The following is a 25,462-nucleotide window of genomic DNA, read 5'->3' as shown; positions in this document are numbered from 1 at the left end:
CCGCCGGAGTGAAGTTCACCCAGATGATGGACCAGCCGGTGGAACCCGGTGGTCTCGTCGAGTGGTCGGCGCAGACCCCCGGTGGGTTCGCCCACTGGCACACCGATCCGCGGCCCACCTCCCACAACCACGAGCTGCACCTGCGCTCGGCCCTCGAATACCGCTGGCGCACCCGCCGCGAGGGTGGTCGTGAGTCGTGGTTGGGTCTGGCCATCGAGTTCGACGAACCGATGTCGGTGCCCGCGATCCGCGCCGCACTCACCCGGTGGATCGATCGTCACGAGGTGTTGCGCAGCCACGTCGTGGTCAAACACACCGGGATGCAACGGTTGTCGACGCCACCGGGGTCGGTAACGCTCAAGATGGGTCGGGTCGGCTGGTACACCGAGGCCGGCCCGTTGCTCGACCAGCTCGCCGGGGCCTTCGACCGGGCCACCGCGCCGCTGCAGTGGCCCGCATACCTCTTCGCGACCGTGGCGCGCGAGAAGACCTTCACCCTGCTCTTCGCGGGCGACCACTCGCTGCTCGACGGCTATTCGCTGATCCTCGCCCAGCACGAACTCATCGAGCTCTATCACGCCGCCCGCGAGCGGCGCGACGACCGACTCGGCCCCGTCGGGAGCTACGTGGACTTCAGCGCCCACGAACGACGGGTCGCCGACGAGGCCGACGCCGACCACCCCGCGGTCGCGGCGTGGCGGGACTACCTCGCCGACAACGGCAACGAGATGCCGCGCTTCGACGTCTCGGGCGAGTCGCACACCCGGCCCGCGCAGGACGACGCGCCGGGCGCCGCTCGGGAGGAGGGCAGGGCAACCGCGGAGGATCCCGGCGACGCCACGGGGCCACCGCAGTCGTCGGTCACTATGGAGCTGCTCGACGACGACGAGGCCAACCGGTTCACCGCCGTGTGTTCGGCGGCGGGCGGGAACCTCTTCGCAGGCATCCTGGCCGCGCTGGCCATCGCCTACCGCGAATGCGGCGGCGGCGTGTTCCGCGCGATCACCCCGCGCCACACCCGCGACGAGGGACGCTGGCTGGGGTCGCTGGGGTGGTTCGTGTCGACCACACCGCTACGCCTCGACACCTCCGGCCTGGTGGCATTCGACCAGGTCGTCGCCCGCGCGACCGGCGAGCTGCGAGCCACCCGGACCGCGGCTGGACTGCCGTTCCTGCGGGTGGCCGAGCTGCTCGGCTACACCGGTGACCCCAAGTTCGTGGTGTCGTTCATCGACACCCGCCACGCACCCAACGCCGCCGCCGCCGACGCCGGCGCGGCACGGGTCCTGCGCTCGCACAGCTACGCCGACGACGAGGTCTTCATCTGGGTCAACCGGACACCGTCGGGCGTGCGCATCTCCGCGCGGTTCCCCGCCCTCGGACGCACACATTCCGAGGTGAGCCGATTCCTCATCGAGTTCGGCAGGGTGGTCCGTGAAGTCGGCGACCGCAGCACCTTCGCGCAACGCGTGGACTGACAGGACCGATCAATCGCTCGGTGCGTTAGGGTGCTCTTCGGGGTCCGCCGGGAAGCCTTGCAGACGCCCCGACGACGACGCCCACCACGAAGATCCCCAGACACGAAGATCCTCAGTACGCAACAGGAGAAACAGTGCCCAGTCATGCCAGCTCGGTGATCAGCAAAGTCCTCGTCGCCAACCGGGGCGAGATCGCCGTCCGCGTGATCCGCGCGGCGCGTGATGCGGGACTGGGAAGCGTCGCGGTCTATGCCGAGCCCGACGCCGACGCGCTGTTCGTCAAGCTCGCCGACGAGGCGTTCGCACTCGGCGGTCAGACCTCGGCCGAGTCGTACCTGGTGTTCGACAAGATCCTCGACGCCGCGCGCAAGTCCGGTGCCGACGCGATCCACCCCGGGTACGGCTTCCTGTCCGAGAACGCCGACTTCGCCCAGGCCGTCATCGACGCGGGCATCACCTGGATCGGTCCGTCGCCGCAGTCGATCCGCGACCTCGGCGACAAGGTCACCGCCCGCCACATCGCACTCAAGGCGAACGCGCCGATGGCCCCGGGCACCAAGGACCCGGTGAAGGACGCCTCGGAGATCGTCGCGTTCGCCGAGGAGCACGGTGTCCCCGTCGCGATCAAGGCGGCGTTCGGTGGTGGCGGCCGCGGCATGAAGGTGGCCTACACGATCGCCGAGATCCCCGAACTGTTCGACTCCGCCACCCGCGAGGCCGTCGCCGCGTTCGGTCGCGGTGAGTGTTTCGTCGAGCGCTACCTCGACAAGGCCCGCCACGTCGAGGCCCAGGTCATCGCCGACCAGCACGGCAACGTCGTCGTCGCCGGTACCCGTGACTGCTCGCTGCAGCGGCGTTTCCAGAAGCTCGTCGAGGAGGCGCCCGCGCCGTTCCTCACCGATGAGCAGCGCGCCAAGATCCACTCCTCGGCCAAGGCCATCTGCCGCGAGGCCGGCTACTACGGTGCGGGCACCGTCGAGTTCCTCGTCGGCTCCGACGGCCTGGTCTCGTTCCTCGAGGTCAACACCCGCCTGCAGGTCGAGCACCCCGTCACCGAGGAGACCTCGGGCATCGACCTGGTGCGTCAGCAGTTCCGCATCGCCGCGGGCGAGGAACTCACCATCACCGAGGACCCGACCCCGCGCGGCCACTCGTTCGAGTTCCGCATCAACGGTGAGGACGCCGGTCGTGGCTTCCTGCCCGCCCCCGGACCGATCGCGGTGTACAAGGAGCCGACGGGCCCGGGTGTACGTGTCGACTCCGGTGTGGTGCAGGGCGATGTCATCGGCGGCGGCTTCGACTCCATGCTGGCCAAGCTCATCGTCACCGGTGAGACCCGCGATCAGGCGCTCGAGCGTTCACGTCGCGCCCTCGAGGAGTTCCAGGTGGAGGGCCTCGCGACCGTTCTGCCGTTCCACCGCCACATCGTGTCCAACCCCGCGTTCATCGGCGACGGGGAGGGTTTCGAGGTCTACACCAAGTGGATCGAGACCGACTGGGACAACCCGATCGAGCCCTACACCGGCGGACAGCCGATCGACGACGACGAGGTCGCACCGCGTCAGAACGTGATCGTCGAGGTCGGCGGTCGTCGCGTGGAGGTGTCACTGCCCGGTGACCTCGCCCTGGCCGGATCCAACGGTTCCGGCGGCGGTGGCGCGATCCGCAAGAAGCCCAAGTCGCGTACCCGCACCAAGGGCGGCAACGTCGCGGTGTCGGGTGACGCGATCGCCGCACCGATGCAGGGCACCGTGGTCAAGGTCGCCGTCACCGAGGGCCAGGAGGTCACCGCCGGCGAACTCGTCGTGGTCCTCGAGGCGATGAAGATGGAGAACCCGGTCACCGCCCACAAGGACGGTGTCGTCACCGGCCTGTCGGTCGAGCCGGGCTCGGCGGTCACCCAGGGCACCGTCCTGCTCGAGATCAAGTAGCGCGACACCTCGCGGCGCCCGACGGGCTGACCGACACCATGGAGACCGTCGAGATCAACGCCGGCGCCTGGTATCTGCGTGGGCTGCGCGACGACGACCGGGTCAGCGACGTGTACGCACTGCGCGACACCGGCATCGACTGGCCCGACGACGCCGCACCTGCGCGGTTCGTGACCGATGCCGCACGCACCTGGGCCGACGAGTCGCGCTTCGTGTGGGCGGTCTGCGAACCGACCACCGGTGAGCTCGTGGCCGCGGTGTGGTCCGATCCGGTCGACGACACGCGGGCGACGGTGGGCGGCTCGGCGCGTCCCGGACGCGACGACGCACTGGCCGCGGGCATCACCGTGGTCACCCGCTTCGTCACCGGGGCGCTGGGACTCGAGGTCGACGACACCCCGAACCCGCCCGGCGGATCGACCGATACCTGACCGAGACCGGTCGCCCCCGATACCGTGATCACCGCGGTGGGGCCACGACCGGGCCGCGCATCGTACGATCGACTCGACGACGTGGGGTGACACCCGTCCCGCGTGCCGCGATGTCTCCTCCACGTGCACCTGCGTGACGATCGAAAGGCTCCATCAGTGTTCTCGAGGACTCCTCGTGTGCGAACCGCGCCGCTGCGCGTCGCCGTGGTGACCGCCGCGCTCGCCGTCGGTCTGCTCGCCCCCCTGTCGACCGCGTCGGCCGCACCCGCCGACCTGCCCGCACCCGGCGTCACGTCGGCCGACGGCTCGTCGCTGGTGTCGGTGACCCCGGTCAACGACCGTCAGCTGACCATCGAGGTGCGCTCGGCGGCCATGAACCGCGTCGTGCCGCTGTCGGTGATCCTCCCCCGCGATCGCTCGGTGGCCCGTCCGACGCTGTACCTCCTCAACGGTGCCGGCGGCGGCGAGGACGCGGCCACCTGGGAACGACAGACCGACGTGGTGAAGTTCTTCTCCGACAAGAACGCCTACGTGGTGACGCCCAACTCCGGCGCCTACAGCTACTACACCGACTGGCAGCGCGACGATCCGGTGCTCGGCCGCAACAAGTGGTCGACCTTCCTCGGCGTCGAACTGCCGCAGGTGTTCGACAAGGCCTTCGCGACCAGCGGCCGCAACGCCATCGCCGGCATCTCGTCATCGGGGTCGGCGGTCCTCGACCTCGCCATCGAACACCCCGGGGTGTTCTCGGCCGTCGGTTCCTACAGCGGGTGCGCGGCCACGTCGAGCCCGCTCGGCCAGGCGTATGTGCGCCTCGTGGTCGAGACGCGCGGCGGCACCACCGCCACCAACATGTGGGGCCCGTACGCCGGGCAGGGCTGGCGCGATCACGACGCCGTGCTCAACGCCGCGAAGCTGCGCGGGACCAGCCTCTACGTGTCGGCGGGCAGCGGCATCCCGGGCAAGTACGAGAACCCGGCGGGGGTCCGACCGGGCAACGACCTCGCCTCGCAGATCATCCTCGGTGGCCCGATCGAGGCCGCCACCGACGGCTGCACCCAGCAGCTGCGCACCCGTCTCGCGCAGCTGAAGATCCCCGCCACGTTCCACTTCCCGGGCACCGGCACCCACTCGTGGGGCTACTGGGAGGACGAGCTGCACCGGTCGTGGCCGCAGCTCGGCCGGGCCATCGGCGCCTGACCGACACCAGCACACACGACACGACCGCCGGGCCCCGAGGGCTCGGCGGTCGTGTCGTGTGTGCGTGTGCCTACTTCGGCGCGAGGAGTCCCTTGGCCACGTGGGTCACCTGGATCTCGTTGCTGCCCGCGTAGATCATGAGCGACTTCGCGTCGCGGGCGAGTTGCTCGACGCGGTACTCGGCCATGTAGCCGTTGCCGCCGAAGAGCTGCACGGCCTCCATGGCGACGTCGGTGGCCGCCCGCGACGAGTACAGCTTCATCGCCGACGCCTCGGCGAGGCTGATCGATTTCCGGTCCTTGCCGCGCTCGAGGGCGCTGAAGATCATGTTCTGCACGTTGATCCGCGCGATCTCCATCTCGGCGAGCTTGAGCTGGATGAGCTGGAACTGCCCGATGTTCTTGCCCCACAGGGTGCGGTTGCGGGCGTAGTCGACCGACAGGCGCAGGCATTCGTTGATGATGCCGAGCGACAGTGCGGCGATGCCGACACGCTCCATGGTGAAGCCGGCCTTCGCGCCCTCGCCGCCGCGGGTGTCGGCGCCGGTGTCCTCGGTCTCGCCGAGCAGACGGTCCGGCGACACGCGCACGTTGTCGAAGAACAACTCACCGGTGGGTGAGCTCATCATGCCCATCTTCTTGAACGGCTTGCCCTGGGTGAGACCCTCCATGCCCTTGTCGAGCACGAAGGACAGGACCTTGCGGTCGCGGATCGGGGTACCGTCGCCCTCGTCGAGCTTGGCGAACACGACGATGGTGTCGGCGTAGGGACCGTTGGTGATGAACGTCTTCTGGCCCTTGAGGATGTAGTCGTCGCCGTCGCGCTTGACGGTGGTCTTCATGCCGCCGAGAGCATCGGAGCCGGAGTCGGGTTCGGTGATGGCCCAGGCACCGATCTTCTCGAGGGTCACCAGCTCGGGCAGCCAGCGCTTCTTCTGCGCCAACGTGCCCTTGGACCGGATGGTGCCGACGGTCAGCTGACAGACACCCAGCGACGCGATGATGCCCAGGCTGACGCCGGCGAGCTCGGTGTTGAGCAGCATGAAGGTGCTGTCACCCATCCCGCCGCTGACCGCACCGGGCTTGGCCTCGCCGGTCGCCTCGGACTCGAGTTCCTTCTCCAGGCCCTCGCGGGCCATCTGATCGACGCCGAAGGTGGTGTACAGCTTCCGCGCGATGTCGTACGGCGGGAGCACGCCGGTCTCGAGCTCGTCGAGGTGCGGGCGCACCTCCTTGTCGATGAAGCCCCGCAGAGCGTCGCGGATCATCAGATCCTCGTCGGACCACTCGTACATGCCCACTCCTCCTCGTGCCGTCCACGACACAAAAAATGAATTCTGTTTCAGTTCCGCTCACCAGGGTGACAGTTACATCCGCGGATGTCTACAACCCGGCGCGCACGATTCCGCCCGAGACCGTGTGCAGCGAGGCGGGACGGACGTCGACCGCGAAGTACCCGGCCACCCCGGCCGTCCCCAGATGGGCGACGACGGCCTGCACGACGGGCTTGGCCACGACGACGACCGTCGAGGGTGGAGGCGGAGTCGACGGCGCCTCGGCCGGCGATCCGATGTGGTGTGCGAACCACGCGGCGACCCGCGCGACGAACGCGGCGACACTCTCGCCCCCGTGGGGGGTACTCGTCACGTCGGAGAACCAGAGTGCGAGCGCCTCGACCGGTATGTCCTCGGGAAGGCGGCCCGTCCACGACCCCAGGTCGACCGAACGCAGCTCCGGGACAACGTGCACGCGCTCGCCCAGGGCCCGAGCGGTCTGGCGAACCGACGCCTCCGGTCCGCTGAGGACCACGTCGGGAACGGCGCCGAGGGACTCGCCGAGTGTGCGCGCGTCGCGCCGACCCCGGTCGTCGAGATCAGACGACTCCGCACCGAACCGCAGGGCGCGGTTCGGTGCGGAGCGAGCGGCTGCGACGAGCCGGATGGTCAGCGGACCTGCGCGGCGTCCGGCCGGGTGCCCTGCGCACCCGTCGACCGGCGGGACAGGCGGGTGAGGACCACCGCGAACACGAGCCCCAGCACCGCCCAGAGGATCATCTGATTCGCGATCGAGTAGAACCGGAATGTCCCGACCACGTCCCCGGGGAAGCCCGGGAACACGATCGTGCCGTCCGGCGACCTCAGGGCGGTGGGGACCTCGTCGAAACTCGGCAACACCGCCATCGCGACACCGACCACCGCCAGGTAGCCGACCGTCGACACGATCAGCGCGTAGAGACCGCCGATACGCGGCAGCAACCAGAACGCCAGCACCACGGCGGCGATCGCGACGACCAGCGACACGAGCGTCATCGTCAGGTAGGACCCGCTGCGCGAGCCGATGGTGTCGTCGTTGCCGACGGCGGGCGGGTTCGCCGGGTACTTGCCGAACGGCACCAGGTACACCGCGACGAAACCGCCGAACGCCAGCAGGCCGGCCACGAGGCGCGGGTCCACCAGCGGGTACCGCCGACCGACGTAGGCCCACAGCACGGTGAACACGACCGCGAAGATCGCACCCATCGCCAGGCCGAAGACGATCGAGCCGACGCCGGCTCCGATGTTCTCCTGCACCGACCGGGTGAACACCTCACCGTGCTCATGGGCCCCGTGCTCCCCGGCGAGGATCTCCTCGGCGTGGCTGCGACCCGACTCGTAGTCGATGGCCTTCGCGACCTGCGGTTCGATGAAGATGCGGGCGAACACGAACGCGAACAATCCGGCGACCAGACCCGAGACCAGGCCTGCGCCGATGAACTTCTTCTCCATGGAGTTGTCGGTTTCCTTCTCTGCGACCGGGAGGGGGATCAGTGGCAGGGGAAGCCGAGGAAGTGACGAGCGTCGTGGACGAACTCGTGGACGTGGGTGTCGGCGCCGAAGACCGAGACCGCTCCCTGGTCGTAGCCGAGGAAGTAGTAGGCGAGCGCGGCGACCGCGGTGGTGGCGGTGAGCCACAGCGCGGTGTTGATCACCGAGACGTCGGGGGTGTCGAGGACCAGCGGGCCCGAGGCCCTGCGGGTGGCGACGGATGTGGTGGACATGGATCTCCTCTCGCGGGATGACGCGTCCCGCGTGGTGTGGATGGGATGACCGTGCATCGGATATCTGACTCGAGTCCCCTGACCTGCAGGGGACCACACAGTGGCGCGACCGTTCCGGAATGTCACCGGATTCTCCGTGTGCTCGGCTGGGTGAACTGTATGGGTGGCGATCGCCGCTGGTCAACACCAGTGCGCTCCGGTGTGGCGCCGGTCGACCTCATCAGACGGCAGACGCGGGCTGTCGGACCGGTGGTGGATCATGGACCGATGACCACATCCACGGACGTCGAGGTGCTGGAACGCTTCAGCGCGCCGACCCGTGACTGGTTCACCGGAGCCTTCCGCGAACCCACGCCCGCCCAGTCGGGGGCGTGGAGCGCGATCGCCGACGGGTCACACACCCTCGTCGTCGCCCCCACGGGGTCCGGCAAGACGCTCTCGGCGTTCCTGTGGGCGCTCGACCGGCTCGCCCGCGAGCCCGCCGCACCGGCGACACCCGCCGGATCCACGACGTCGACGAAGGACGGGGCGGCCAAGCGGCAGACCAGCGTTCTCTACATCTCCCCGCTCAAGGCACTCGCGGTCGATGTCGAACGCAACCTGCGTGCACCGTTGGCGGGTATCACGCGGTCGGCGGCGGCCCTCGGTCTGCCGGTACCCGAGATCACCGTCGGGGTGCGCTCCGGCGACACCCCCACCGCGCAGCGTCGGCTCCTCCTCAAGACCCCGCCCGACATCCTCATCACCACGCCCGAGTCGCTGTTCCTGATGCTCACCTCGTCGGCCCGCGAGACGCTGACGTCGGTGCACACGGTGATCATCGACGAGGTGCACGCCGTGGCGAGCACCAAGCGCGGCACCCACCTCGCGCTGTCGTTGGAACGTCTCGACGACCTGCTCACGACACCCGCGCAACGCATCGGTCTGTCGGCCACGGTGCGGCCCGCCGAACGTGTGGCCGGGTTCCTGGCCGGTTCGGCGCCGTGCACCATCGTCTCGCCGCCCGCGGCCAAGACCTTCGACCTCACCGTCGACGTGCCGGTCCCCGACATGGCCAACATCCCGGCGCCGCCGGGACCCGACGAGTTCGACGACGAGGCGGCCCCCACGGCGGGATCGTTGTGGCCGTTCGTCGAATCGAGCATCGTTGACCTCGTCGAGAAGAACCGGTCGACGATCGTGTTCGCCAACTCGCGTCGTCTCTCGGAGCGGTTGACCGCCCGCCTCAACGAGATCCACGCCGAGCGGACCGGCGCGGGCGGCGACGAGGAATCGAACGACGCCGTCCCGGGCGGCGCGCCGGCACTCGTGATGGCCAGCGGCACCAGCCAGGGCGCCGACCCGGTGCTGGCCCGCGCCCACCACGGGTCGGTGAGCAAGGAGCAGCGCGCGCTCATCGAGGATGATCTCAAGGCCGGCCGTCTGCGGTGCGTCGTCGCCACCAGCTCGCTGGAACTGGGCATCGACATGGGCGCGGTCGATCTCGTGATCCAGGTCGAGACGCCGCCCTCGGTCGCCAGCGGTCTGCAGCGAATCGGGCGCGCGGGCCACCAGGTCGGCGAGATCAGCCGCGGCGTGCTGTTCCCGAAGCACCGCGCCGACCTCATCCACGCGACCGTCGCGGTGTCGCGGATGAAAGACGGTCTCATCGAGGAGATCCGGGTACCGGCCAACCCCCTCGACATCCTCGCCCAGCAGACGGTCGCGGCGTCGGCCGTCGACGACCTCGACGTCGAACAGTGGTATTCGACCGTTCGCCGTGCCGCGCCGTACGCGACGCTGCCGCGCTCGGCCTACGACGCCACCCTCGACCTGCTCGCCGGCCGCTACCCGTCCGACGAGTTCGCCGAGCTGCGTCCCCGCGTGGTCTGGGATCGCGACGCCGGCACCATCACCGGACGGCCCGGCGCCCAACGTCTCGCCGTCACCTCCGGCGGATCCATCCCCGACCGAGGCCTGTTCGGCGTGTTCATGGTCGGCGAGAAGGGCACGCGCGTCGGCGAACTCGACGAGGAGATGGTCTACGAGTCCCGCGTCGGTGACATCTTCGCGCTCGGTGCATCGAGCTGGCGGATCGAGGACATCACCCACGACCGGGTCCTGGTCTCCCCCGCCGCCGGTTCGCCGGGTCGCCTGCCCTTCTGGATCGGTGATGCCGTCGGTCGCCCGAGCGAGCTCGGCGAGGCCATCGGCAAGTTCGTGGGCGAGATCGGCCAGGGCCTCGGCGGTGTCGGGGCGCGCGGCGAGGGCTCCGACGGTCTGACCGCCGCGTCGTCGAGCGCACTCGACACCCGAGCCCGCGAGCTCGGGCTGACCACCTACGCCCGCGACAACCTCGCCACGCTCATCGCCGAACAGAAGGACGCCACCGGGTATCTCCCCACCGACAAGACCCTCGTCATCGAACGGTTCCGCGACGAGCTCGGTGACTGGCGCGTGATCCTGCACTCGCCCTACGGATTACGGGTGCACGCGCCCTGGGCGAGTGCCATCGGGGCCCGCCTGCGCGAGCGGCTCGGGCTCGACGGCGTGGTCACCGCGTCCGACGACGGCATCATCGTGCGTCTCCCCGACACCGACGACGAACCGCCGGGCACCGCGATGTTCACCATCGACCCCGACGAGGTCGAGCAGCTCGTGACCGACGAGCTCGGCGGATCGTCGTTGTTCGCCAGTCGTTTCCGCGAGTGCGCGGCGCGGGCACTGCTGCTGCCCCGCCGCAACCCCGGCCGCCGGGCACCGCTGTGGCAGCAGCGCCAGCGCAGCGCTGCCCTGCTGCAGGTCGCGGCACGGTATCCGCAGTTCCCGATCATCCTCGAGACGTTGCGCGAATGCCTGCAGGACGTCTACGACCTGCCCGCGCTGACCGATCTCCTCACCGGCATCTCGTCGCGGAACATCCGGATCGTCGAGACCGAGACCACCACGCCGTCGCCGTTGGCGGCCTCGCTGCTGTTCGGCTACGTGGGCGCGTTCATGTACGCCGACGACGCACCCCTCGCCGAGCGGCGGGCCGCAGCGCTGTCACTCGACACCGCGCTGCTCGCGCAGCTCCTCGGACGGGTCGACCTGCGCGAATTGCTCGATCCCGGCGTCATCGCCGACGTCGAGGCGAAACTGCAACGGACGCATCCCGATCGGCGTGCGCACGACATCGAGGGGATCGCCGATCTGCTGCGGTGGCTCGGACCGCTCACCGACGCCGAGATCGCCGATCGCTTCGCCGATCCGACGGCCCAGTCCACCGAAGCCCAGCCCGACGACTCCGCGACAGACGGTGTCCGCACACCACCGGATCCGACACCTCTGCTCGCGACGCTGCAGACCACCGGGCGCATCATCTCGGTCAACCACGGCGGGCGCGTGCTGTGGGCGGCCGTCGAGGACACCGCGCGCCTGCGTGACGCACTGGGTATCCCGGCCCCGCTGGGCATCCCGGCCGCCTTCACCGAGCCCGTCGACGATCCGGTCGGCGACATCGTCGCCCGCTACGCGCGTACCCACGCGCCGTTCACCGTGGCGGAGGCGAGCACCTCCACCGGTCTGCCCGTCGCGGTCGTCCGCGACACCCTGGCCCGCCTCGCTGCGGCGCGACGCGTCATCGAGGGCGACTTCCGCCCCGAGCCCGCCGGTACCGGCGGCGACTCGCAGCAATGGTGCAACACCGACGTGCTCGCGCAGATCCGTCGCGGCTCACTCGCCGCGAGCCGGGCCGAGATCGCCCCGGTGACGACCGACGCGTTCACACGCTTCCTGCTCGACTGGCAGCACGTCGCCCCGAACGCGAAGTCCCGCCTGCGCGGCATCGACGGTGTCGCGACGGCCATCGACCAGCTGGCCGGACTGCCCGTCCCGGCCTCGGCTCTGGAATCACTGGTGCTGCCCAGCCGGGTCGTCGACTACCAGCCCGCGATGCTCGACGAGTTGTTCGCCTCCGGCGAGATCGCGTGGGCCGGCCACGGCCGGCTCGGCACCTCCGACGGGTGGATCAGCCTGCACCCCACCGACCTCGCGCCGGTCACCCTGCCCGAGCCGATCGACATCGACACCACCGCCACCCACGAGGCCATCATCGAGACGCTCGCCCGCGGAGGGGCCTACCAGTTCCGCCAACTGGCGACGGTGCCCTCGGCGGCGGTCGATGCGTCCCAGGACGATCCCGCCCAGAACGATCCGGCCCAGAAAGATGCAGCACAGCCGGTCGCCGCACCGACCGACGAGGACATCGAGCGGTCGCTGTGGGACCTGGTGTGGGCCGGGCATGTCAGCACCGATTCGTTCGGCGCGGTGCGGGCCCTGCTGAGCCCGCGGCGGGTGGGCAGCGCACCCCGCGGCAACCCGACACACCGCAGTCGTGGGCGGGCTCCTCGACTGCGCGCCCACCGCCTCACCACGCGCTATCTCACTGAGAACCAGCTCGGCACCCGTACGACCCCGCCGACGGTGGCGGGCCGCTGGTTCGCGCTGCCCGGGCGTATCGACGACGCGACGGTGGCGGTCCACGGCATCTGCGAGCAGCTGCTGGAACGCTACGGGGTGGTCACGAAGGGATCGGTCACCGGCGAGGAGGTGCCCGGCGGTTTCGCCCGGGTCTACAAGGCGCTCAGCGGTTTCGAGGACAGCGGCAAGGTCCGTCGCGGCTACTACATCGACGGACTCGGCGGCGCCCAGTTCGCGGCGGTCGGCACCGTCGACGCGCTTCGCGAGCATTCCGTCGACACCACCGACGACCGTTCCGAGCCCCCGGTCCCCGTCGTGCTCGCCTCGACCGACCCGGCCAACCCGTTCGGTGCCGCGCTGCCGTGGCCCGAGTCCACACAGACCGAGGGCAGCGGGCACCGTCCGGGCCGCAAACCCGGTGCGCTGGTGGTGATCGTCGACGGCCACCTCACGCTGTTCGTCGAGCGCGGCGGGAAGACCGTGCTCACCTTCGGCGACGTCCCCGACCGCGTGGCCCCGGCCGCTGCGGCCCTGGCCGAGGTGGTGCGGTCCGGGCGCGTCAGCAAACTGCAGATCGAACGCGTCGACGGTGAGGCGGTCCACGGCACCGAGATCGCCGCGGCATTCGTCGAATCCGGTTTCACCGCCACCCCGCGCGGGATACGACTGCGGCACATGGCGCGCTGAGATGCCCGAGGGTGACACCGTGTATCAGGCGGCGGCGCGTATCCGGCGTGCGTTCGAGCAGAAGACGCTGGAGTACACGCAGTTCCGTGTGCCGCGATACGCCACGACCGACCTCGCCGGACGCACCGTCGAATCGGTCCGGTCGATCGGCAAGCACCTGCTGATCGACGTCGGTGACGACCTGGCCATCCACTCACATCTCAAGATGGAGGGCGCCTGGCACGTCCACCGGATCGGGACCCGCTGGCGCAAGCCGGCGTACACGGCCCGCATCGTGCTGCGCACCGATGCCGCAGAGGCGGTCGGCTTCGACCTGGGGACGACCGAGATGCTGGCCGCACCCGACGCGGCGTTGGCCTACCTCGGCCCCGACCTGCTCGGTCCGGGATGGGATGCCGACCGCGCCGTCGCGTTGATCTCCGCCGATCCGGCGCGGCCCATCGGGCTGGCCCTGCTCGACCAGCACCTGATGGCCGGGGTGGGCAACGTCTTCCGCTGTGAGGCCTGTTTCCTGCGGGGCGTCGATCCGCGCCGTTCGGTCGGTGATGTCGACATCCCGGCCATGGTCGATCTGTGCCATCGGCTCCTCCAGGCCAACCGCACCAATCGCGTCCGTACGACCACCGGGGTCACGGTCAGCGGCAGGCGGTATCACGTCTACGGGCGCGGCGGTCGGCCGTGTTTCCGATGCGGGACGCCGGTGAGCCGCAACTTCCTGGGCGAGCCCGACGGCTTCTCCGACACCGACCGCGTGCTCTACCACTGCACCACCTGCCAGACCTGACCGTCGAGGGCACAACCCCGGAATGGACGCGGCACCCACGCGTTGATCTCGGCATGGAACTCGACGAATCGGCACGGAACCTGATCGGCGCGGGAGCGGATGCGACGCTGGTGACGATCGATCCCGACGGCAGCCCGCAGGTGTCGGTGGTGTGGGTCGCCCTGCGGCGGACGCCCGACGGCGACGAGTTGCACACCGCCCACCTGGGTGTCTACCGCAAGGTGCGCAACGTCCGTCGCGACGGACGGGTCGCGCTGACCATCCTGGGTTCGGACCCGGGGTCGATGATGACGCCCTATCTGTCGATCAGCGGCACCGCGGAGATCATCGAAGGTGGTGCGCCGGAACTCCTCACCGAACTCGCCGCGACCCTCGCCCCACCCGGCACCGCGTTCCCGCCGCCCGACGCACCTCCCGGCTTCATCACCCGCATCCGCATCGACAAGGTCGGTGGGGTCGGACCCTGGGCGGCCTGACCTGCGAGGGTGAGTCCGCCTCTACTGTGGATCGCATGGCAGGCGATCAGCAGTGGACACCCGCACGACTCGGCGACCGGAGCGGTCAGCGGGTGATCGTGACCGGCGCGACCAACGGCATCGGGCTCGCGACCGCCCACGCCCTGGCCCGGGCCGGTGCGCACGTCATCCTCGCGGTGCGCAACGTCGAACTCGGCGAACGGCGAGCCGCCGAGATGGGTGGGTCCACCGAGGTCTCCCACGTGGACCTGTCCGACCTCGCGTCGGTGCACGCGTTCGCCGACCGGCTCACCGATGACGTCGACGTCCTCGTCAACAACGCCGGACTGGTCGCGCAGAAGCGCGAGACGACCACCGACGGTTTCGAGATGTCGATCGGGACCAACTTCCTCGGGCCGTTCGCCCTGACCAACCTCGTGGCACCGCGTGTCCGTTCGCAGATCGTCAACGTCGGCTCCGACGCCCACAAGTTCGCGACGCTCGACCTCGACGATCTGCACCTCACCCGCGCGCGGTGGAACCCGATGGGCGCCTACGGCCGGTCGAAGCTCGCCGTCATGCTGTGGGGTCTCGAACTCGACCGACGCCTCCGCGAGTCGGGCTCGACGGTCACCACCGCTCTGACCCACCCGGGGTGGGTCGCGTCGAATCTGTCGAACGTCTCCGACGCGCCGCTGATGTCGGTGTTCCACACCATGACCCAGACGATCGCGAAGACCCTCGCCAACGACACCGACGCCGGCGCGGCACCCACGCTCTACTGCATGACCGAACCGATCCCGCCGGGCAGCTATGTCGGCATCGACAGCCGCCTCGGGCTCAAGGGCGGTCCCACTCTGGCCGGACGAACCGCCCAGGCCAGTGATTACGCTCTCGCGCAACGCCTCTGGCAACGCGCCGAGACCGAGACCGGCACCTCCTGGCCGCGGATGTGACCTACCGCGGTTCAGCGCTTGCGCGTGGCGACCGACAACACGAGATCGGTGACACGCGTCGGGGTCACGGCGCTGAGCGCGACCTGGGCACGACTCGGTGCGTCGCAGAGGTAACGCGGCTTCGGCCGCCGATCGGTCAGCGCCTTCTCGACGGCGGTGGCGACCTTCTCCGGCGGCACGGCGGTCTTCTGCAGACGCGGGAGGAGTCGACGCATCCCTGCGTTCTGTGAGGCGTAGAGGCGGCGGTGCTCGTCGCTCAGCCCCGACACCATGGCATCGAAGTCGTCGAGCATGCCGGTCCAGATGTCGGTGTGTGTGGTGCCCGGCTCGATGAGGCTGACCCCGATCTTCCACGGACGCAACTCGATCCGCAGGGCGTCGGCCAGTGATTCCAGCGCGTACTTCGATGCGCTGTACACGCCGGTACCCGGCGTGGTGACACGCCCACTCACCGAGGAGATGAACACGATCCGACCCGCGCTCGCCCGCAGCAACGGCAGCACCGCCTGCGTCACCGCGATCTGACCCGTGACGTTCACGTCGAGTTGGCGGGAGATGTCGGCCGGCGCGACACCCTCGACCGGTCCCTGCACCACGATCCCCGCATTGTTCACCACGGCGTCGAGACGGTCGGGCAGAACGTCGACGAGAGCGGCGACGTCATCGGGATCGGTGACATCGAGGCGGACCGGGTGCACGTCGGCGAGCGCACCCAGGGCCGCGAGATGGTCGGCCGACCGCGCTCCGGCGTAGACCTGCCAGCCTGCGGAGGCGAGCCGCTCGGTCGTCGCGAGGCCGATTCCGCGGCCGGCTCCGGTGACGAGAACTGTGGGCATGGGTGCTCCTTCACGACCGGACACGACGAACGGGCACCTCACTCTAACCAGCGGCCGTCGCCGCGTGTAGCCGGCCCGCTGCCGTGCGCAACTGATCCTCGGTCAACGTCGCGAAGCTGAGACGGAGTCGATCGGACAGATCTCGACGCACCGAGAATGCCTGTCCCGGAACGTATGCCACCCCATGACCGACCGCCGCGTCGAGCAGCGCTGTGGTGTCCACGCCGGGAAGCCGCGCCCAGCAGAACATGCCGCCGTCGGGGACCGACGTCTCGATGGCCTCACCGAAGACGTCGTCGAGGGCAGCGACGAGTGCATGGGCACGCCGGCTGTAGGCTCCGGCGACCGCGGCGATGTGCGCGGAGAGCCAGTCCGTGTCGTCGAGCAGGTCGCCGACGACGGCCTGGCACAAGGCCGAGCCGCACAGGTCCGCGCTCTGGCGCAGCCGCTCGACGAGTGCGACGACCTGCGGCGGGGCGATCAGCCATCCGACGCGGAGGGCGGGTGCGAGGATCTTCGACGCCGAACCGAGGGTGATGACGCGGTCGCCGAAGCTGCGCGTCGGTGCCGGCACGTCACCACGGAATCGCAGGCGGCCGTATGGGTCGTCGTCGATGACCCAGAAGCCGTGACGATCGGCGAGCTCGGCGAGGTCACGTCGTCGAGCCGCGTCGGCGCTCACGCCCCCGGGATTGTGGAAGGCGGTGACCGTGTGCACGATCGTCGGCCGAAGCCCGTCGGCGCACCACCGCGCGAGCAGCGACACGTCGATGCCCTTCTCGGTCAGGGGCAGCCCTCGGATGTCGGCTCCGACCGATGCGAAGACCTGCATCGCGCCCACGTAGACCGGGTCATCGACCACGACGACGTCGCCGGGGTCGACCAGCGCCGCGGCGAGCAGCGACAGCGCCTGCTGCGAACCGTGGGTGACCAGGACCTGCTCGGGAGCCACGGCCTCGTGGCGGGCGATCGACTCGCGCGTGCGCCGCAGACCCGCACTGGCGGTGTACTGCAGCAGATCCCGGTCACCGACGGCCGCGGCCGTGGCGTCGGCGATGCGCTGTGCCGGTATCAGCTCGGTCGCGGGCAGTCCTCCGGCCATGCTCAGGACCGCGGGCGTTTCGGTCAGCCGCAGCAGGTCTCGGATGGCCGATCCCGGCACGGCGGCAGCCGAACGCGACGGGTGGACAGGCGGCGAGACGAGAGAAGAGGAGGAAGGCACGACACACTCCGACAGGGGCGAGAAGAGTCGGTGATGCGTGTGGTCACCAGAGATGGCGGGGATGTCCCGTCGACGACGCTACGCCGCCGCCTCCAGGAAATGGAATACGATTCCCGATATCTGAGAAAGATCAGTCGAGGTCGTCGTGGCGGATCAGCTGCCGCGCCGCCTCGGTCACCGAACCCGTGAGCGACGGGTACACCGAGAACGTCTGCGCGAGATCGTTGACCGGCAGCTTGTTCTGCACGGCCAGAGCGATGGGCAGGATGAGCTCGGATGCGTTGGGCGCCACCACGACACCACCGATCACGACACCGGTCGCGGGTCGGCAGAAGATCTTCACGAAACCGCGACGCAGTCCGCTCATCTTCGCGCGGGGGTTGGTCGCCAGCGGCAACATCACCGTCCGGGCGGGATACTCACCGTCGTCGATGGCCTGCTGGCTCACACCTACGGTCGCGATCTCGGGACGGGTGAAGATCGCCGAGGCGACGGTCTTGAGCTTGATCGGCACCACCCCCTCGCCGAGGGCGTGGTACATCGCGATACGGCCCTGCATCGCGGCGACCGAGGCGAGGGGTAGCAGTCCCGTGCAGTCGCCGGCCGCGTAGACCCCCGATGCCCCGGTACGCGACACCCGGTCGACCGACAGGTAGCCGCCGGACGACAGTTCGACCCCGACCTTGTCGAGCCCCAGGTTCTCGGTGTTGGGCACCGACCCGACCGTCATCAGCACGTGCGATCCGGTGATGACCCGGCCGTCGGCGAGGTGGACGTCGACACCGTCGTCGGTGCGTCGGACGGCATCGGCGCGGGCATGCTTGATCAGCGTGACCCCGCGTTCGGCCAGGACGTCCTCGAGGACCAGCGCCGCGTCCTCGTCCTCACCGGGCAACACGCGATCCCGACTGGAGACCAGGGTCACCTGCACGCCGAGCTCGGTGTAGGCGTGCACGAACTCCGCGCCGGTGACACCGGATCCGACGACCACGAGGTGCTCGGGCAAGTCCTCCAGGTCGTAGAGCTGACGCCACGTGAGGATCCGTTCGCCGTCGGGCTGGGCCGAGGGCAGCACGCGCGGCGACGCCCCGGTCGCGATGAGGACCACGTCGGCCAGGACCGTCTGCTCCTCGCCGTCGGCGGCACCGTCGTCACCGATCGGGGTGACGATCACGGTGTGGGTGGACATGCCCGTCTCGACGTCACCGAGCCGGCCGCGTCCGGCGATCACCGTCACGCCCTCGCTGAGCAGTCGCGAGCGGATGTCGGCCGACTGCGCGTAGGCGAGGTCGCGTACCCGCTGGTGGATCTGTGGGAGGGAGACGACGGCGTCGTCGTGGTGGAGGTTGATGCCCAGGTCGACCGCACGGCGCACCTCGGTGCGGATACCGGTCGAGGCGATGAACGTCTTCGAGGGGACGCAGTCCCACAGCACGCACGCGCCACCGATGCCGTCGGCGTCGATCACCGTGACCTCGGCCCCGTACGCGGCGGCCACCAGGGCCGCTTCGTAACCGGCCGGTCCGCCGCCGATGATCGCGATGGTCGTCACGTGTGCATCACTCCTGGATCCTCGAATCCGGCGTCGTCCACGGCGCCGGGTTGTGCCCGCCCTGACCCAAAACCTAGTCGATCCGACACGAGAGCTCGATCGGTGACGACTTCGCCGACCGCGCCCTGTCCCGTGCGGACGGGACCATCTAGGCTTTCGCCGTGCCGATTTACGCCGCGTACGGATCGAACATGCATCCGGACCAGATGATGGAACGCGCCCCGCACTCCCCCATGGCCGGCACCGGCTGGCTCAACGGGTGGCGACTCACCTTCGGTGGCGGTGACATCGGCTGGGAGGGCGCCCTCGCCACGGTCACCGAGGACAAGTCCGATCCCGACGCGCGCGTGTTCGTCGTGCTCTACGACGTGACACCCGAGGACGAGAGCTCGCTGGACAGCTGGGAGGGATCCGAACTCGGGATCCACCGCAAGATCCGCGCACGCATCGACACCGCCGACGGCGCCGTACTCGCGTGGCTCTATGTGCTCGACGCCTTCGAGGGCGGACTGCCCTCGGCCCGCTACATCGGCGTGATGGCCGAGGCGGCCGAGATCGCCGGCGCACCGGCCGACTACGTGCACGCCCTGCGCGTGCGCGACGCCCGCAACGTCGGTCCCGGTCCCGGGGAGAGCTTCAACACCTGACCGTCAGGCCGCGGGAGCGCCGAGCACGAGTCCCGCGAGGGTACGGACGCCGACGGCCATGGCGCGTTCGTCGAGGTCGAAATTCGGCTGGTGCAGGTCGACCTGCGCACCGTCGCCGCTCCACACGCCGAGACGGCCCATCGATCCCGGGACGTGTTCGAGGTACCACGAGAAGTCCTCGCCACCACCGGACTGCGCGGTGTCGGCGACGGTGTCGGGACCCACGGCCTGCGCGCTGCGCCGCAACATCTCGGTGGCCTCGGGATCGTTGACCACCGGCGGCACGCCGCGGTGGTAGTTCAACTGGTGACGCACACCGAGCGGGGCGAGCAGACCGGCGATCACCTCGGTCACCAGCGGCTCCAGCAGAGCCCACGTCGCGTGGTCGCCGGTACGAACCGTGCCGCGCAGACGTCCCTCCTGGGGAATGGCGTTGGCGGCGTTGCCGGCATGGACCGACCCCCAGACCATCACCGTCCCGGTGCGCGGGTCGATACGGCGCGACAGCACGGCGGGCAGGCCGGTGATGACCGTCCCCATGGCGTGCACGAGGTCACCGGTGAGGTGTGGTCGCGAGGTGTGGCCGCCGGGCGAGTGCAGCTGCAGATCGATGTGGTCGGCTGCCGAGGTGATGGGGCCGACCCGCAGTCCCACCTTGCCGACCTCGAGCTTCGGGTCGCAGTGCAGTGCGAAGAATCGTGAGATGCCCTGGGTGACACCGGCTTCGACGGCGTCACGAGCGCCTCCGGGCATCACCTCCTCCGCAGCCTGGAACACCAGGCGCACACCGACCGGGAGATCGCCGGCGGCGGCCAGGATCTTCGCGACGGCGACCAGGATCGCGGTGTGTGCGTCGTGGCCGCAGGAGTGCGAGACCCCGTCGATGGTGGAGGTGAACGGCAACCCGGTGCGCTCGGCGATCGGCAACGCGTCCATGTCGGCGCGCAGTGCGATACGCGGGCCCGCCGGACCGAGGTCGCACACGACACCGGTGCCGAGCGGCAGCCGTTGGGGGTGCAGACCGACGCTTGTCAGCTCGGCCATCACGAACTCGGTGGTGCGGTGTTCCTGGCGTGACAGCTCGGGGTGGGCGTGGAGGTCTCGGCGCCAGCCGATCATCTCGGTCTCGTGCGTCGCGAGCCACGCGTCGACGAGGTCCATCACGACGTCTGCGGCGCGAGGTCGGCGAGCAGAGCCCGACGCATCCCCTTCTTGATGGCGTGGAGGTTGGCGCCGGCGAATGCGGTGCGTTCGGCGGCCACGGCGCGGGCGCGGGTGAGCAGCTCGTCGACGTCGACGGCCTCCTCGACGATCGCGAGCTGCGCCGACTCGGAGCCGCCGTAGCGGCGTCCCGTCGTCATCGCCTCTGTGCGGACCGACTCGGGCAGCCGTTCGTGCAGCAGTGACGCCATTCCCAGCGGGAACGGCATGCCGAGCGCCACCTCGGGCAGCGACCAGTAGCCGCGCTCGGTGCGCATGACACGGTGGTCGGCGCACAGTGCGAGCATGGCTCCGGCACCGAAGGCATGGCCGTTGACCGCGGAGACCGTGGCCACCGGGAGCGTGAGGACCCGGGCGTAGATGTCGTGCACCGAATCGAGGTAGCCCTCGAGCTTCGTCGGATCGGCGACCTCGGCGATCTCGAGTCCGTTGCTGAAGAACTTCCCGGTCGCGGTGATCACCAGTGCCCCGGTGGCGTCGTCGGCGACGGTCTCGAGCAGACCGCGGACCTCGGTGATCCACGAACCTGCGAATCGGTTCTCCGGGTTGTCCGGATCGAGTTCGGATCCCTCGGCACCCAGGTAGAGCTCCCAGATGTCATCGGTGCGGGTCAGATACGGCATCGCACGACCATATCCTCCCGCGGCGCAGGCGTCGGCGTCGATCTACCCTCGACCCATGAGCAGCGGACCCGCGTCCAGCGATCCCGACCCGACCGTTGACCCCACCGCCGCCGCCGACGCGGCCGCGGCCTCGATCGGCGAGGCGACCGGCGTGCCGACACACGACGTCGCCGTCGTGCTGGGCTCGGGGTGGGCGCCGGCCGCCGACGCCCTCGGTTCCCCGGTCGCGACAGTCGCGATGGCGGACCTGCCGGGCTTCACGGCCCCGAGCGCCGCCGGACACTCCGGCCTCGTCCACTCGGTGCGCATCGGTTCCCGATCGGTGCTGGTCCTGCTCGGACGCACCCACGCCTACGAGGGCAATCCCCTGGCGCGTGTCGTACACGCGGTGCGCACCGCCGCCGCCACCGGGGCGACGACGGTCGTGCTCACCAACGCCGCGGGCGGGCTGCGCGACGACATGTCGGTCGGTCAACCGGTGTTGATCAGCGACCACCTGAACCTCACCGCGCGGTCACCGCTCGTGGGCGCGCAGTTCGTCGACCTCGTCGACGCCTACTCGCCGCGGCTGCGCGCGATCGCCCGCGAGGTGCGCGGCGACCTCGCCGACGGTGTCTACGCCGGACTGCCCGGCCCGCACTACGAGACCCCCGCCGAGATCCGGATGCTGCGCACGATGGGCGCGGACCTCGTGGGCATGTCGACCGTGCACGAGACCATCGCCGCCCGCGCCGCGGGCATGGAGGTCCTGGGCATGTCGCTGGTGACCAACCTCGCCGCCGGGATCACCGGGGAGCCTCTCGATCACACCGAGGTCCTCGATGTCGGCCGTCGGTCGGCGGGCGACATGGGTCACCTGCTGGCGCAGGTGATCGAGCGCCTGTGACCTCGAACCACACGACAGCCGTCGAGGCGTGGATCGCCGCCGATCCCGACCCGGTGACGCGCGACGAGCTCACCGGACTCGATCCGACCGCGCTGGCGCAGCGCTTCGCCGACCGTCTGCATTTCGGGACCGCGGGACTGCGCGGGCCGGTCCGCGGCGGGCCCGACGGGATGAACCGCCTGGTGGTGATCCACACGACCACTGCTCTCGCCGACTGGCTGATCGACGCCGGTCACGCCGGCGGATCGGTCGTGGTGGGGCACGACGCCCGCCACGGTTCGCTCCCCTTCGCCGCCGACGCCGCCGGCGTGCTCCGCGATCGCGGATTCGACGTCATCGCCTTCGCCACATCGGTTCCCACGCCTGTCGTCGCGTTCACCACCCGTCGGTTGGACGCGGTCGCCGGGGTGATGATCACCGCGTCCCACAACCCGCCGGCCGACAACGGGTACAAGGTCTACCTCGGTGGTGGGCCGATGGACGCCGGGGCGCAGATCATCCCGCCCGTCGACGCCGAGATCGAGGAACGTATCGCGCGGATCGCCGTCGACTCGCTCGTGGTGCCCGCCGCCGGAGCGGCGGTCTCCGATCCGCGGGCCGTCGACGCGGTCGAGGCCTACCTGTCGCGGCTGCTCGAGCGACACGGCTCCCGCTCGTCGACCCTGCGCGTGGCGTTGACGCCGATGCACGGTGTCGGCGGTGATCTCGCTCTCCGCGCGCTGGCCGCCGCGGGTGTCACCGATGTGGTGGTGGTCGACGAGCAGTTCGCCCCCGACCCCGACTTCCCCACCGTCGCCTTCCCGAACCCCGAGGAGCCGGGAGCGGCGGATCTGCTGTTGGAGCTGGCCGCCCGAACCGACGCCGACATCGCGCTCGCATTGGATCCCGACGCCGATCGGTGCGCCGTGGGCGCCGTCGTCGACGGCGCGTGGCGGATGCTGACCGGCGACGAGACGGGTGCGCTGCTCTCCACGACCGCACTGTCGCAGCACGATTCGTCGACCGATGCAAGCATGCCGTTGGTCGCCACGACCATCGTGTCGAGCAGCCTCCTCGGCCGCATCGCCGAGGCCGCCGGAGCGCGGCACACCCGCACGCTCACCGGCTTCAAATGGCTGGTCCGGGCCGGTGAGGGCCTGCGCTACGCCTACGAGGAGGCCATCGGACACTGTGTCGATCCCGACGCCGTCCGCGACAAGGACGGCATCAGTGCGGCGGTGGCTCTCGCGGCGCTCGCGCACGAACAGAGATCTGCCGGACAGGATCTCGCCGCAGCCCTCGACGAGCTGTTCGCGCGCCACGGCGTCCACCGCACCGGGCAGGTGTCGGTCCGCACCGACACCGCCGACGACATCACCGCCATCATGACCCGCCTGCGCAACCGTCCCCCGGCGACGCTCTGCGGCGTCGCCGTCGCCCGTTGCGACTTCGCCACGCGCACCGACCATCTGCGCACCGACGCCGTCGAGTTCACCGGCCACTCCCCCGGCCACGACGTCCGCGTGATCGTCCGCCCCTCGGGCACCGAGCCGAAGGTCAAGTTCTATCTCGAGGTCGTCGTCGCGGCCGGCGGCCCCGAACGTCTCGACGAGGACAAGCGTCGCGCCGACACCCTGCTGGACGACCTGCGCGCCGCAGCGCGCGAACTCGGTGACCTCCGATGATCGGCCCGGTCGTCGCGGTGTCGGGTGTCGACGTGGTCCGCGGGGGGCGGTTCCTGTTGCGGGACATCTCGCTCGAGGTCTCCGCCGGGGAACACTGGGCGCTGCTCGGTCCGAACGGCGCGGGGAAGTCGACGCTGCTGCACATCCTGGGCGCCTTCGGACATCCCACCCACGGCACGGTCGACGTCCTCGGGGCCCGGCTCGGACGAGTCGACATGCGGGAGCTGCGCACCCACATCGGCCACGTCGACCCACGGCATCGGCTCGACCTGCCGCTGCCGGTCCACGACGTCGTCCTCACCGGCCTCACCAACACCCCCGAGCTCGACCACCGCCGCACCTACACCCGCGCCGAGCACGAGCGCGCCGATGACCTGCTCGCCATCCTGGGCATGGCCGACCGGCGCGAACTGCGGTGGACCACGATGAGCCAGGGCGAGCGGGGACGCACCCTCGTCGCCCGTGCCCTCATGGCGCAACCGTCGCTGCTCCTGCTCGACGAGCCGGCGACCGGCCTCGATCTCGCCGCCCGGGAACAACTCCTCGCCGGGATCGATCAGTTGCGTTCTCAGGTCGCCGATCTCGCGAGCATCCTGGTCACCCACCACCTCGAGGACCTGCCGACGTCGACCTCACACGCCCTGCTCCTGCGCGACGGTCGCAGCGTGGTGCAGGGTCCGGTCGCGGACTCGTTGACCTCGACGACGATCACCGAGTGCTTCGCGCACCCGGTGGAGTTGCGCCGCACCGACGGACGGTGGTCGGCCACCTCACCGGGTCAGCGCGGGCCGAACTGACGGTCGCCGGCGTCGCCGAGGCCGGGCACGATGTAGGCGTCGCCGTTGAGGCCGTCGTCGACGGCCGCGGTGATCAGTCGCATCGGATGGCCTGAATCCTCCAGCGTGGCAACACCCTCGGGAGCGGCGACGACACACACCGCGGTCACGTCGACCGCACCGCGCTGCCGCAGAAGGTCGATGGTGTGCAGCATCGACCCCCCGGTCGCCAACATGGGGTCGAGAACGAAGACCGGCGTCGTCGAGAGGTCCGCGGGCAACGACTCCAGGTACGGGACCGGCTGATGTGTCGCCTCGTCGCGGGCGATGCCGACGAAGCCGACGTTCGACTCGGGCACCATTGCGTGGGCCTGCTCCACCATGCCCAGTCCGGCACGGAGCACCGGCACCAGCAGCGGCGGGTTCGCCAACCGCGCGCCCACGGTGTCGGAGACCGGGGTGGTGATCGAGACGTCGGCGACCTCGGCCGACGCCAGCGCCTCGTAGATCAGCATCTGGGTGAGGTCGGCGAGCGCCCCGCGGAACGACGCGTTGTCGGTGCGTCGATCACGCAGGGTGGTGAGTCGAGCTCGGGCCAGTGGGTGGTCGACGACCGTCACGTCCATGGGGCGATCCT

General features: G+C 70.1%; 22 protein-coding genes. 12 read left to right on the top strand and 10 right to left on the bottom strand.

The genetic code is table 11. The features are described 5' to 3' along the window. Window positions 1–8 precede the first annotated feature (8 nt). The 4 genes from OG579_RS21410 (at window position 9) to OG579_RS21395 (ending at window position 5,040) form a co-directional block, all read left to right on the top strand. The gene (locus OG579_RS21410) at window positions 9–1,478 is read left to right on the top strand and encodes a condensation domain-containing protein (RefSeq protein ID WP_328857588.1); all 1,470 of its coding nucleotides are present in this window, start codon (window positions 9–11) and stop codon (window positions 1,476–1,478) included. A 134-nt stretch (window positions 1,479–1,612) separates the two neighbouring features. Then, window positions 1,613–3,409, top strand: coding sequence for an acetyl/propionyl/methylcrotonyl-CoA carboxylase subunit alpha (locus OG579_RS21405; RefSeq protein WP_328857587.1), 1,797 nt, complete (start codon window positions 1,613–1,615; stop codon window positions 3,407–3,409). Between the two features lie 38 nt (window positions 3,410–3,447). Continuing rightward, the gene (locus OG579_RS21400) at window positions 3,448–3,840 is read left to right on the top strand and encodes a hypothetical protein (protein WP_328857586.1); all 393 of its coding nucleotides are present in this window, start codon (window positions 3,448–3,450) and stop codon (window positions 3,838–3,840) included. Between the two features lie 177 nt (window positions 3,841–4,017). Further along, window positions 4,018–5,040 carry an alpha/beta hydrolase gene (locus OG579_RS21395; RefSeq protein WP_328857585.1) on the top strand — a complete coding sequence of 341 codons (1,023 nt, stop codon included), beginning with the start codon at window positions 4,018–4,020 and terminating at the stop codon, window positions 5,038–5,040. Window positions 5,041–5,110: 70 nt separating this feature from the next. Here the strand turns inward: OG579_RS21395 and OG579_RS21390 are convergent, their stop codons facing one another. From OG579_RS21390 to OG579_RS21375, 4 genes are all read right to left on the bottom strand, one after another. Next, the gene (locus OG579_RS21390) at window positions 5,111–6,334 is read right to left on the bottom strand and encodes an acyl-CoA dehydrogenase family protein (RefSeq protein WP_045822136.1); all 1,224 of its coding nucleotides are present in this window, start codon (window positions 6,332–6,334) and stop codon (window positions 5,111–5,113) included. Window positions 6,335–6,422: 88 nt separating this feature from the next. After that, a complete protein-coding gene (locus tag OG579_RS21385; RefSeq protein WP_328859315.1) occupies window positions 6,423–6,938 on the bottom strand; it encodes a histidine phosphatase family protein in 516 nt (171 codons plus the stop codon). 44 nt (window positions 6,939–6,982) lie between these two features. Next, complete coding sequence (locus OG579_RS21380; protein WP_328857584.1) at window positions 6,983–7,804, bottom strand: CbtA family protein; 822 nt, start codon at window positions 7,802–7,804, stop codon at window positions 6,983–6,985. A gap of 38 nt (window positions 7,805–7,842) precedes the next feature. After that, window positions 7,843–8,076 (bottom strand): CbtB domain-containing protein, encoded by a 234-nt coding sequence (locus OG579_RS21375; protein ID WP_045822276.1) that lies wholly within the window; start codon window positions 8,074–8,076, stop codon window positions 7,843–7,845. 267 nt (window positions 8,077–8,343) lie between these two features. On the opposite strand from OG579_RS21375, the gene OG579_RS21370 reads away from it, so the two are divergent. From OG579_RS21370 to OG579_RS21355, 4 genes are read left to right on the top strand one after another with little or no spacing between them, the layout of a single operon-like run. Beyond that, window positions 8,344–13,203 carry an ATP-dependent helicase gene (locus OG579_RS21370; RefSeq protein WP_328857583.1) on the top strand — a complete coding sequence of 1,620 codons (4,860 nt, stop codon included), beginning with the start codon at window positions 8,344–8,346 and terminating at the stop codon, window positions 13,201–13,203. A gap of 1 nt (window position 13,204) precedes the next feature. Next, the gene (locus OG579_RS21365; RefSeq protein ID WP_328857582.1) at window positions 13,205–13,987 is read left to right on the top strand and encodes a DNA-formamidopyrimidine glycosylase family protein; all 783 of its coding nucleotides are present in this window, start codon (window positions 13,205–13,207) and stop codon (window positions 13,985–13,987) included. A 53-nt stretch (window positions 13,988–14,040) separates the two neighbouring features. Beyond that, window positions 14,041–14,463 carry a PPOX class F420-dependent oxidoreductase gene (locus OG579_RS21360; RefSeq protein WP_328857581.1) on the top strand — a complete coding sequence of 141 codons (423 nt, stop codon included), beginning with the start codon at window positions 14,041–14,043 and terminating at the stop codon, window positions 14,461–14,463. Between the two features lie 35 nt (window positions 14,464–14,498). Beyond that, window positions 14,499–15,398: an SDR family NAD(P)-dependent oxidoreductase gene (locus OG579_RS21355; RefSeq protein WP_328857580.1), complete on the top strand. Its 900-nt coding sequence runs from the start codon at window positions 14,499–14,501 to the stop codon at window positions 15,396–15,398. 11 nt (window positions 15,399–15,409) lie between these two features. Here OG579_RS21355 and OG579_RS21350 read toward each other — a convergent pair whose 3' ends face one another. The 3 genes from OG579_RS21350 to OG579_RS21340 form a co-directional block, all read right to left on the bottom strand. After that, a complete protein-coding gene (locus OG579_RS21350; RefSeq protein WP_328857579.1) occupies window positions 15,410–16,234 on the bottom strand; it encodes an SDR family oxidoreductase in 825 nt (274 codons plus the stop codon). A gap of 43 nt (window positions 16,235–16,277) precedes the next feature. Next, window positions 16,278–17,456: an aminotransferase-like domain-containing protein gene (locus OG579_RS21345; protein ID WP_328857578.1), complete on the bottom strand. Its 1,179-nt coding sequence runs from the start codon at window positions 17,454–17,456 to the stop codon at window positions 16,278–16,280. A 130-nt stretch (window positions 17,457–17,586) separates the two neighbouring features. Further along, window positions 17,587–19,008, bottom strand: coding sequence for an NAD(P)H-quinone dehydrogenase (locus OG579_RS21340; RefSeq protein ID WP_328857577.1), 1,422 nt, complete (start codon window positions 19,006–19,008; stop codon window positions 17,587–17,589). A gap of 161 nt (window positions 19,009–19,169) precedes the next feature. On the opposite strand from OG579_RS21340, the gene OG579_RS21335 reads away from it, so the two are divergent. Beyond that, entirely contained in the window at window positions 19,170–19,655 is a 486-nt protein-coding gene (locus tag OG579_RS21335) for a gamma-glutamylcyclotransferase (RefSeq protein ID WP_328857576.1), read from the top strand. A gap of 3 nt (window positions 19,656–19,658) precedes the next feature. On the opposite strand, the gene OG579_RS21330 is transcribed toward OG579_RS21335, so the two are convergent. Then, entirely contained in the window at window positions 19,659–20,816 is a 1,158-nt protein-coding gene (locus OG579_RS21330) for an amidohydrolase (RefSeq protein ID WP_328857575.1), read from the bottom strand. Next, window positions 20,816–21,499, bottom strand: coding sequence for an enoyl-CoA hydratase/isomerase family protein (locus OG579_RS21325; RefSeq protein WP_328857574.1), 684 nt, complete (start codon window positions 21,497–21,499; stop codon window positions 20,816–20,818). The genes OG579_RS21330 and OG579_RS21325 overlap by 1 nt, the downstream gene beginning before the upstream one ends. A 55-nt stretch (window positions 21,500–21,554) precedes the next feature. On the opposite strand from OG579_RS21325, the gene OG579_RS21320 reads away from it, so the two are divergent. From OG579_RS21320 to OG579_RS21310, 3 genes are read left to right on the top strand one after another with little or no spacing between them, the layout of a single operon-like run. Further along, window positions 21,555–22,385: a purine-nucleoside phosphorylase gene (locus tag OG579_RS21320; protein WP_328857573.1), complete on the top strand. Its 831-nt coding sequence runs from the start codon at window positions 21,555–21,557 to the stop codon at window positions 22,383–22,385. Then, window positions 22,382–24,049 (top strand): phospho-sugar mutase, encoded by a 1,668-nt coding sequence (locus OG579_RS21315; protein WP_328857572.1) that lies wholly within the window; start codon window positions 22,382–22,384, stop codon window positions 24,047–24,049. The genes OG579_RS21320 and OG579_RS21315 overlap by 4 nt, the downstream gene beginning before the upstream one ends. Next, window positions 24,046–24,846 (top strand): ABC transporter ATP-binding protein, encoded by an 801-nt coding sequence (locus tag OG579_RS21310; RefSeq protein ID WP_328857571.1) that lies wholly within the window; start codon window positions 24,046–24,048, stop codon window positions 24,844–24,846. Before OG579_RS21315 ends, OG579_RS21310 begins: the two co-directional genes overlap by 4 nt. On the opposite strand, the gene upp is transcribed toward OG579_RS21310, so the two are convergent. Next, entirely contained in the window at window positions 24,828–25,451 is a 624-nt protein-coding gene (gene upp / locus OG579_RS21305) for a uracil phosphoribosyltransferase (RefSeq protein WP_328857570.1), read from the bottom strand. The genes OG579_RS21310 and upp overlap by 19 nt on opposite strands. Between the last annotated feature and the right edge of the window lie 11 nt (window positions 25,452–25,462).

The sequence above is a fragment of the Williamsia herbipolensis genome, from assembly GCF_036153515.1.
Classification (GTDB): domain Bacteria; phylum Actinomycetota; class Actinomycetes; order Mycobacteriales; family Mycobacteriaceae; genus Williamsia_A; species Williamsia_A herbipolensis.
The sequence above is the reverse complement of the archived record's forward strand: the minus strand, read 5'-3'. Positions and strand labels throughout refer to the sequence as shown.

Excerpts from the sequence above, each read along its gene's own strand:
- OG579_RS21400 (WP_328857586.1), top strand. The coding sequence starts at position 3,448 with ATGGAGACCGTCGAGATCAACGCCGGCGCCTGGTATCTGCGTGGGCTG.
- OG579_RS21375 (WP_045822276.1), bottom strand. The coding sequence starts at position 8,076 with ATGTCCACCACATCCGTCGCCACCCGCAGGGCCTCGGGCCCGCTGGTC.
- OG579_RS21330 (WP_328857575.1), bottom strand. The coding sequence starts at position 20,816 with ATGGACCTCGTCGACGCGTGGCTCGCGACGCACGAGACCGAGATGATC.
- OG579_RS21325 (WP_328857574.1), bottom strand. The coding sequence starts at position 21,499 with ATGCCGTATCTGACCCGCACCGATGACATCTGGGAGCTCTACCTGGGT.
- OG579_RS21310 (WP_328857571.1), top strand. The coding sequence starts at position 24,046 with ATGATCGGCCCGGTCGTCGCGGTGTCGGGTGTCGACGTGGTCCGCGGG.
- OG579_RS21390 (WP_045822136.1), bottom strand. The coding sequence starts at position 6,334 with ATGTACGAGTGGTCCGACGAGGATCTGATGATCCGCGACGCTCTGCGG.
- OG579_RS21355 (WP_328857580.1), top strand. The coding sequence starts at position 14,499 with ATGGCAGGCGATCAGCAGTGGACACCCGCACGACTCGGCGACCGGAGC.
- OG579_RS21365 (WP_328857582.1), top strand. The coding sequence starts at position 13,205 with ATGCCCGAGGGTGACACCGTGTATCAGGCGGCGGCGCGTATCCGGCGT.
- upp (WP_328857570.1), bottom strand. The coding sequence starts at position 25,451 with ATGGACGTGACGGTCGTCGACCACCCACTGGCCCGAGCTCGACTCACC.
- OG579_RS21370 (WP_328857583.1), top strand. The coding sequence starts at position 8,344 with ATGACCACATCCACGGACGTCGAGGTGCTGGAACGCTTCAGCGCGCCG.
- OG579_RS21360 (WP_328857581.1), top strand. The coding sequence starts at position 14,041 with ATGGAACTCGACGAATCGGCACGGAACCTGATCGGCGCGGGAGCGGAT.
- OG579_RS21350 (WP_328857579.1), bottom strand. The coding sequence starts at position 16,234 with ATGCCCACAGTTCTCGTCACCGGAGCCGGCCGCGGAATCGGCCTCGCG.
- OG579_RS21320 (WP_328857573.1), top strand. The coding sequence starts at position 21,555 with ATGAGCAGCGGACCCGCGTCCAGCGATCCCGACCCGACCGTTGACCCC.
- OG579_RS21380 (WP_328857584.1), bottom strand. The coding sequence starts at position 7,804 with ATGGAGAAGAAGTTCATCGGCGCAGGCCTGGTCTCGGGTCTGGTCGCC.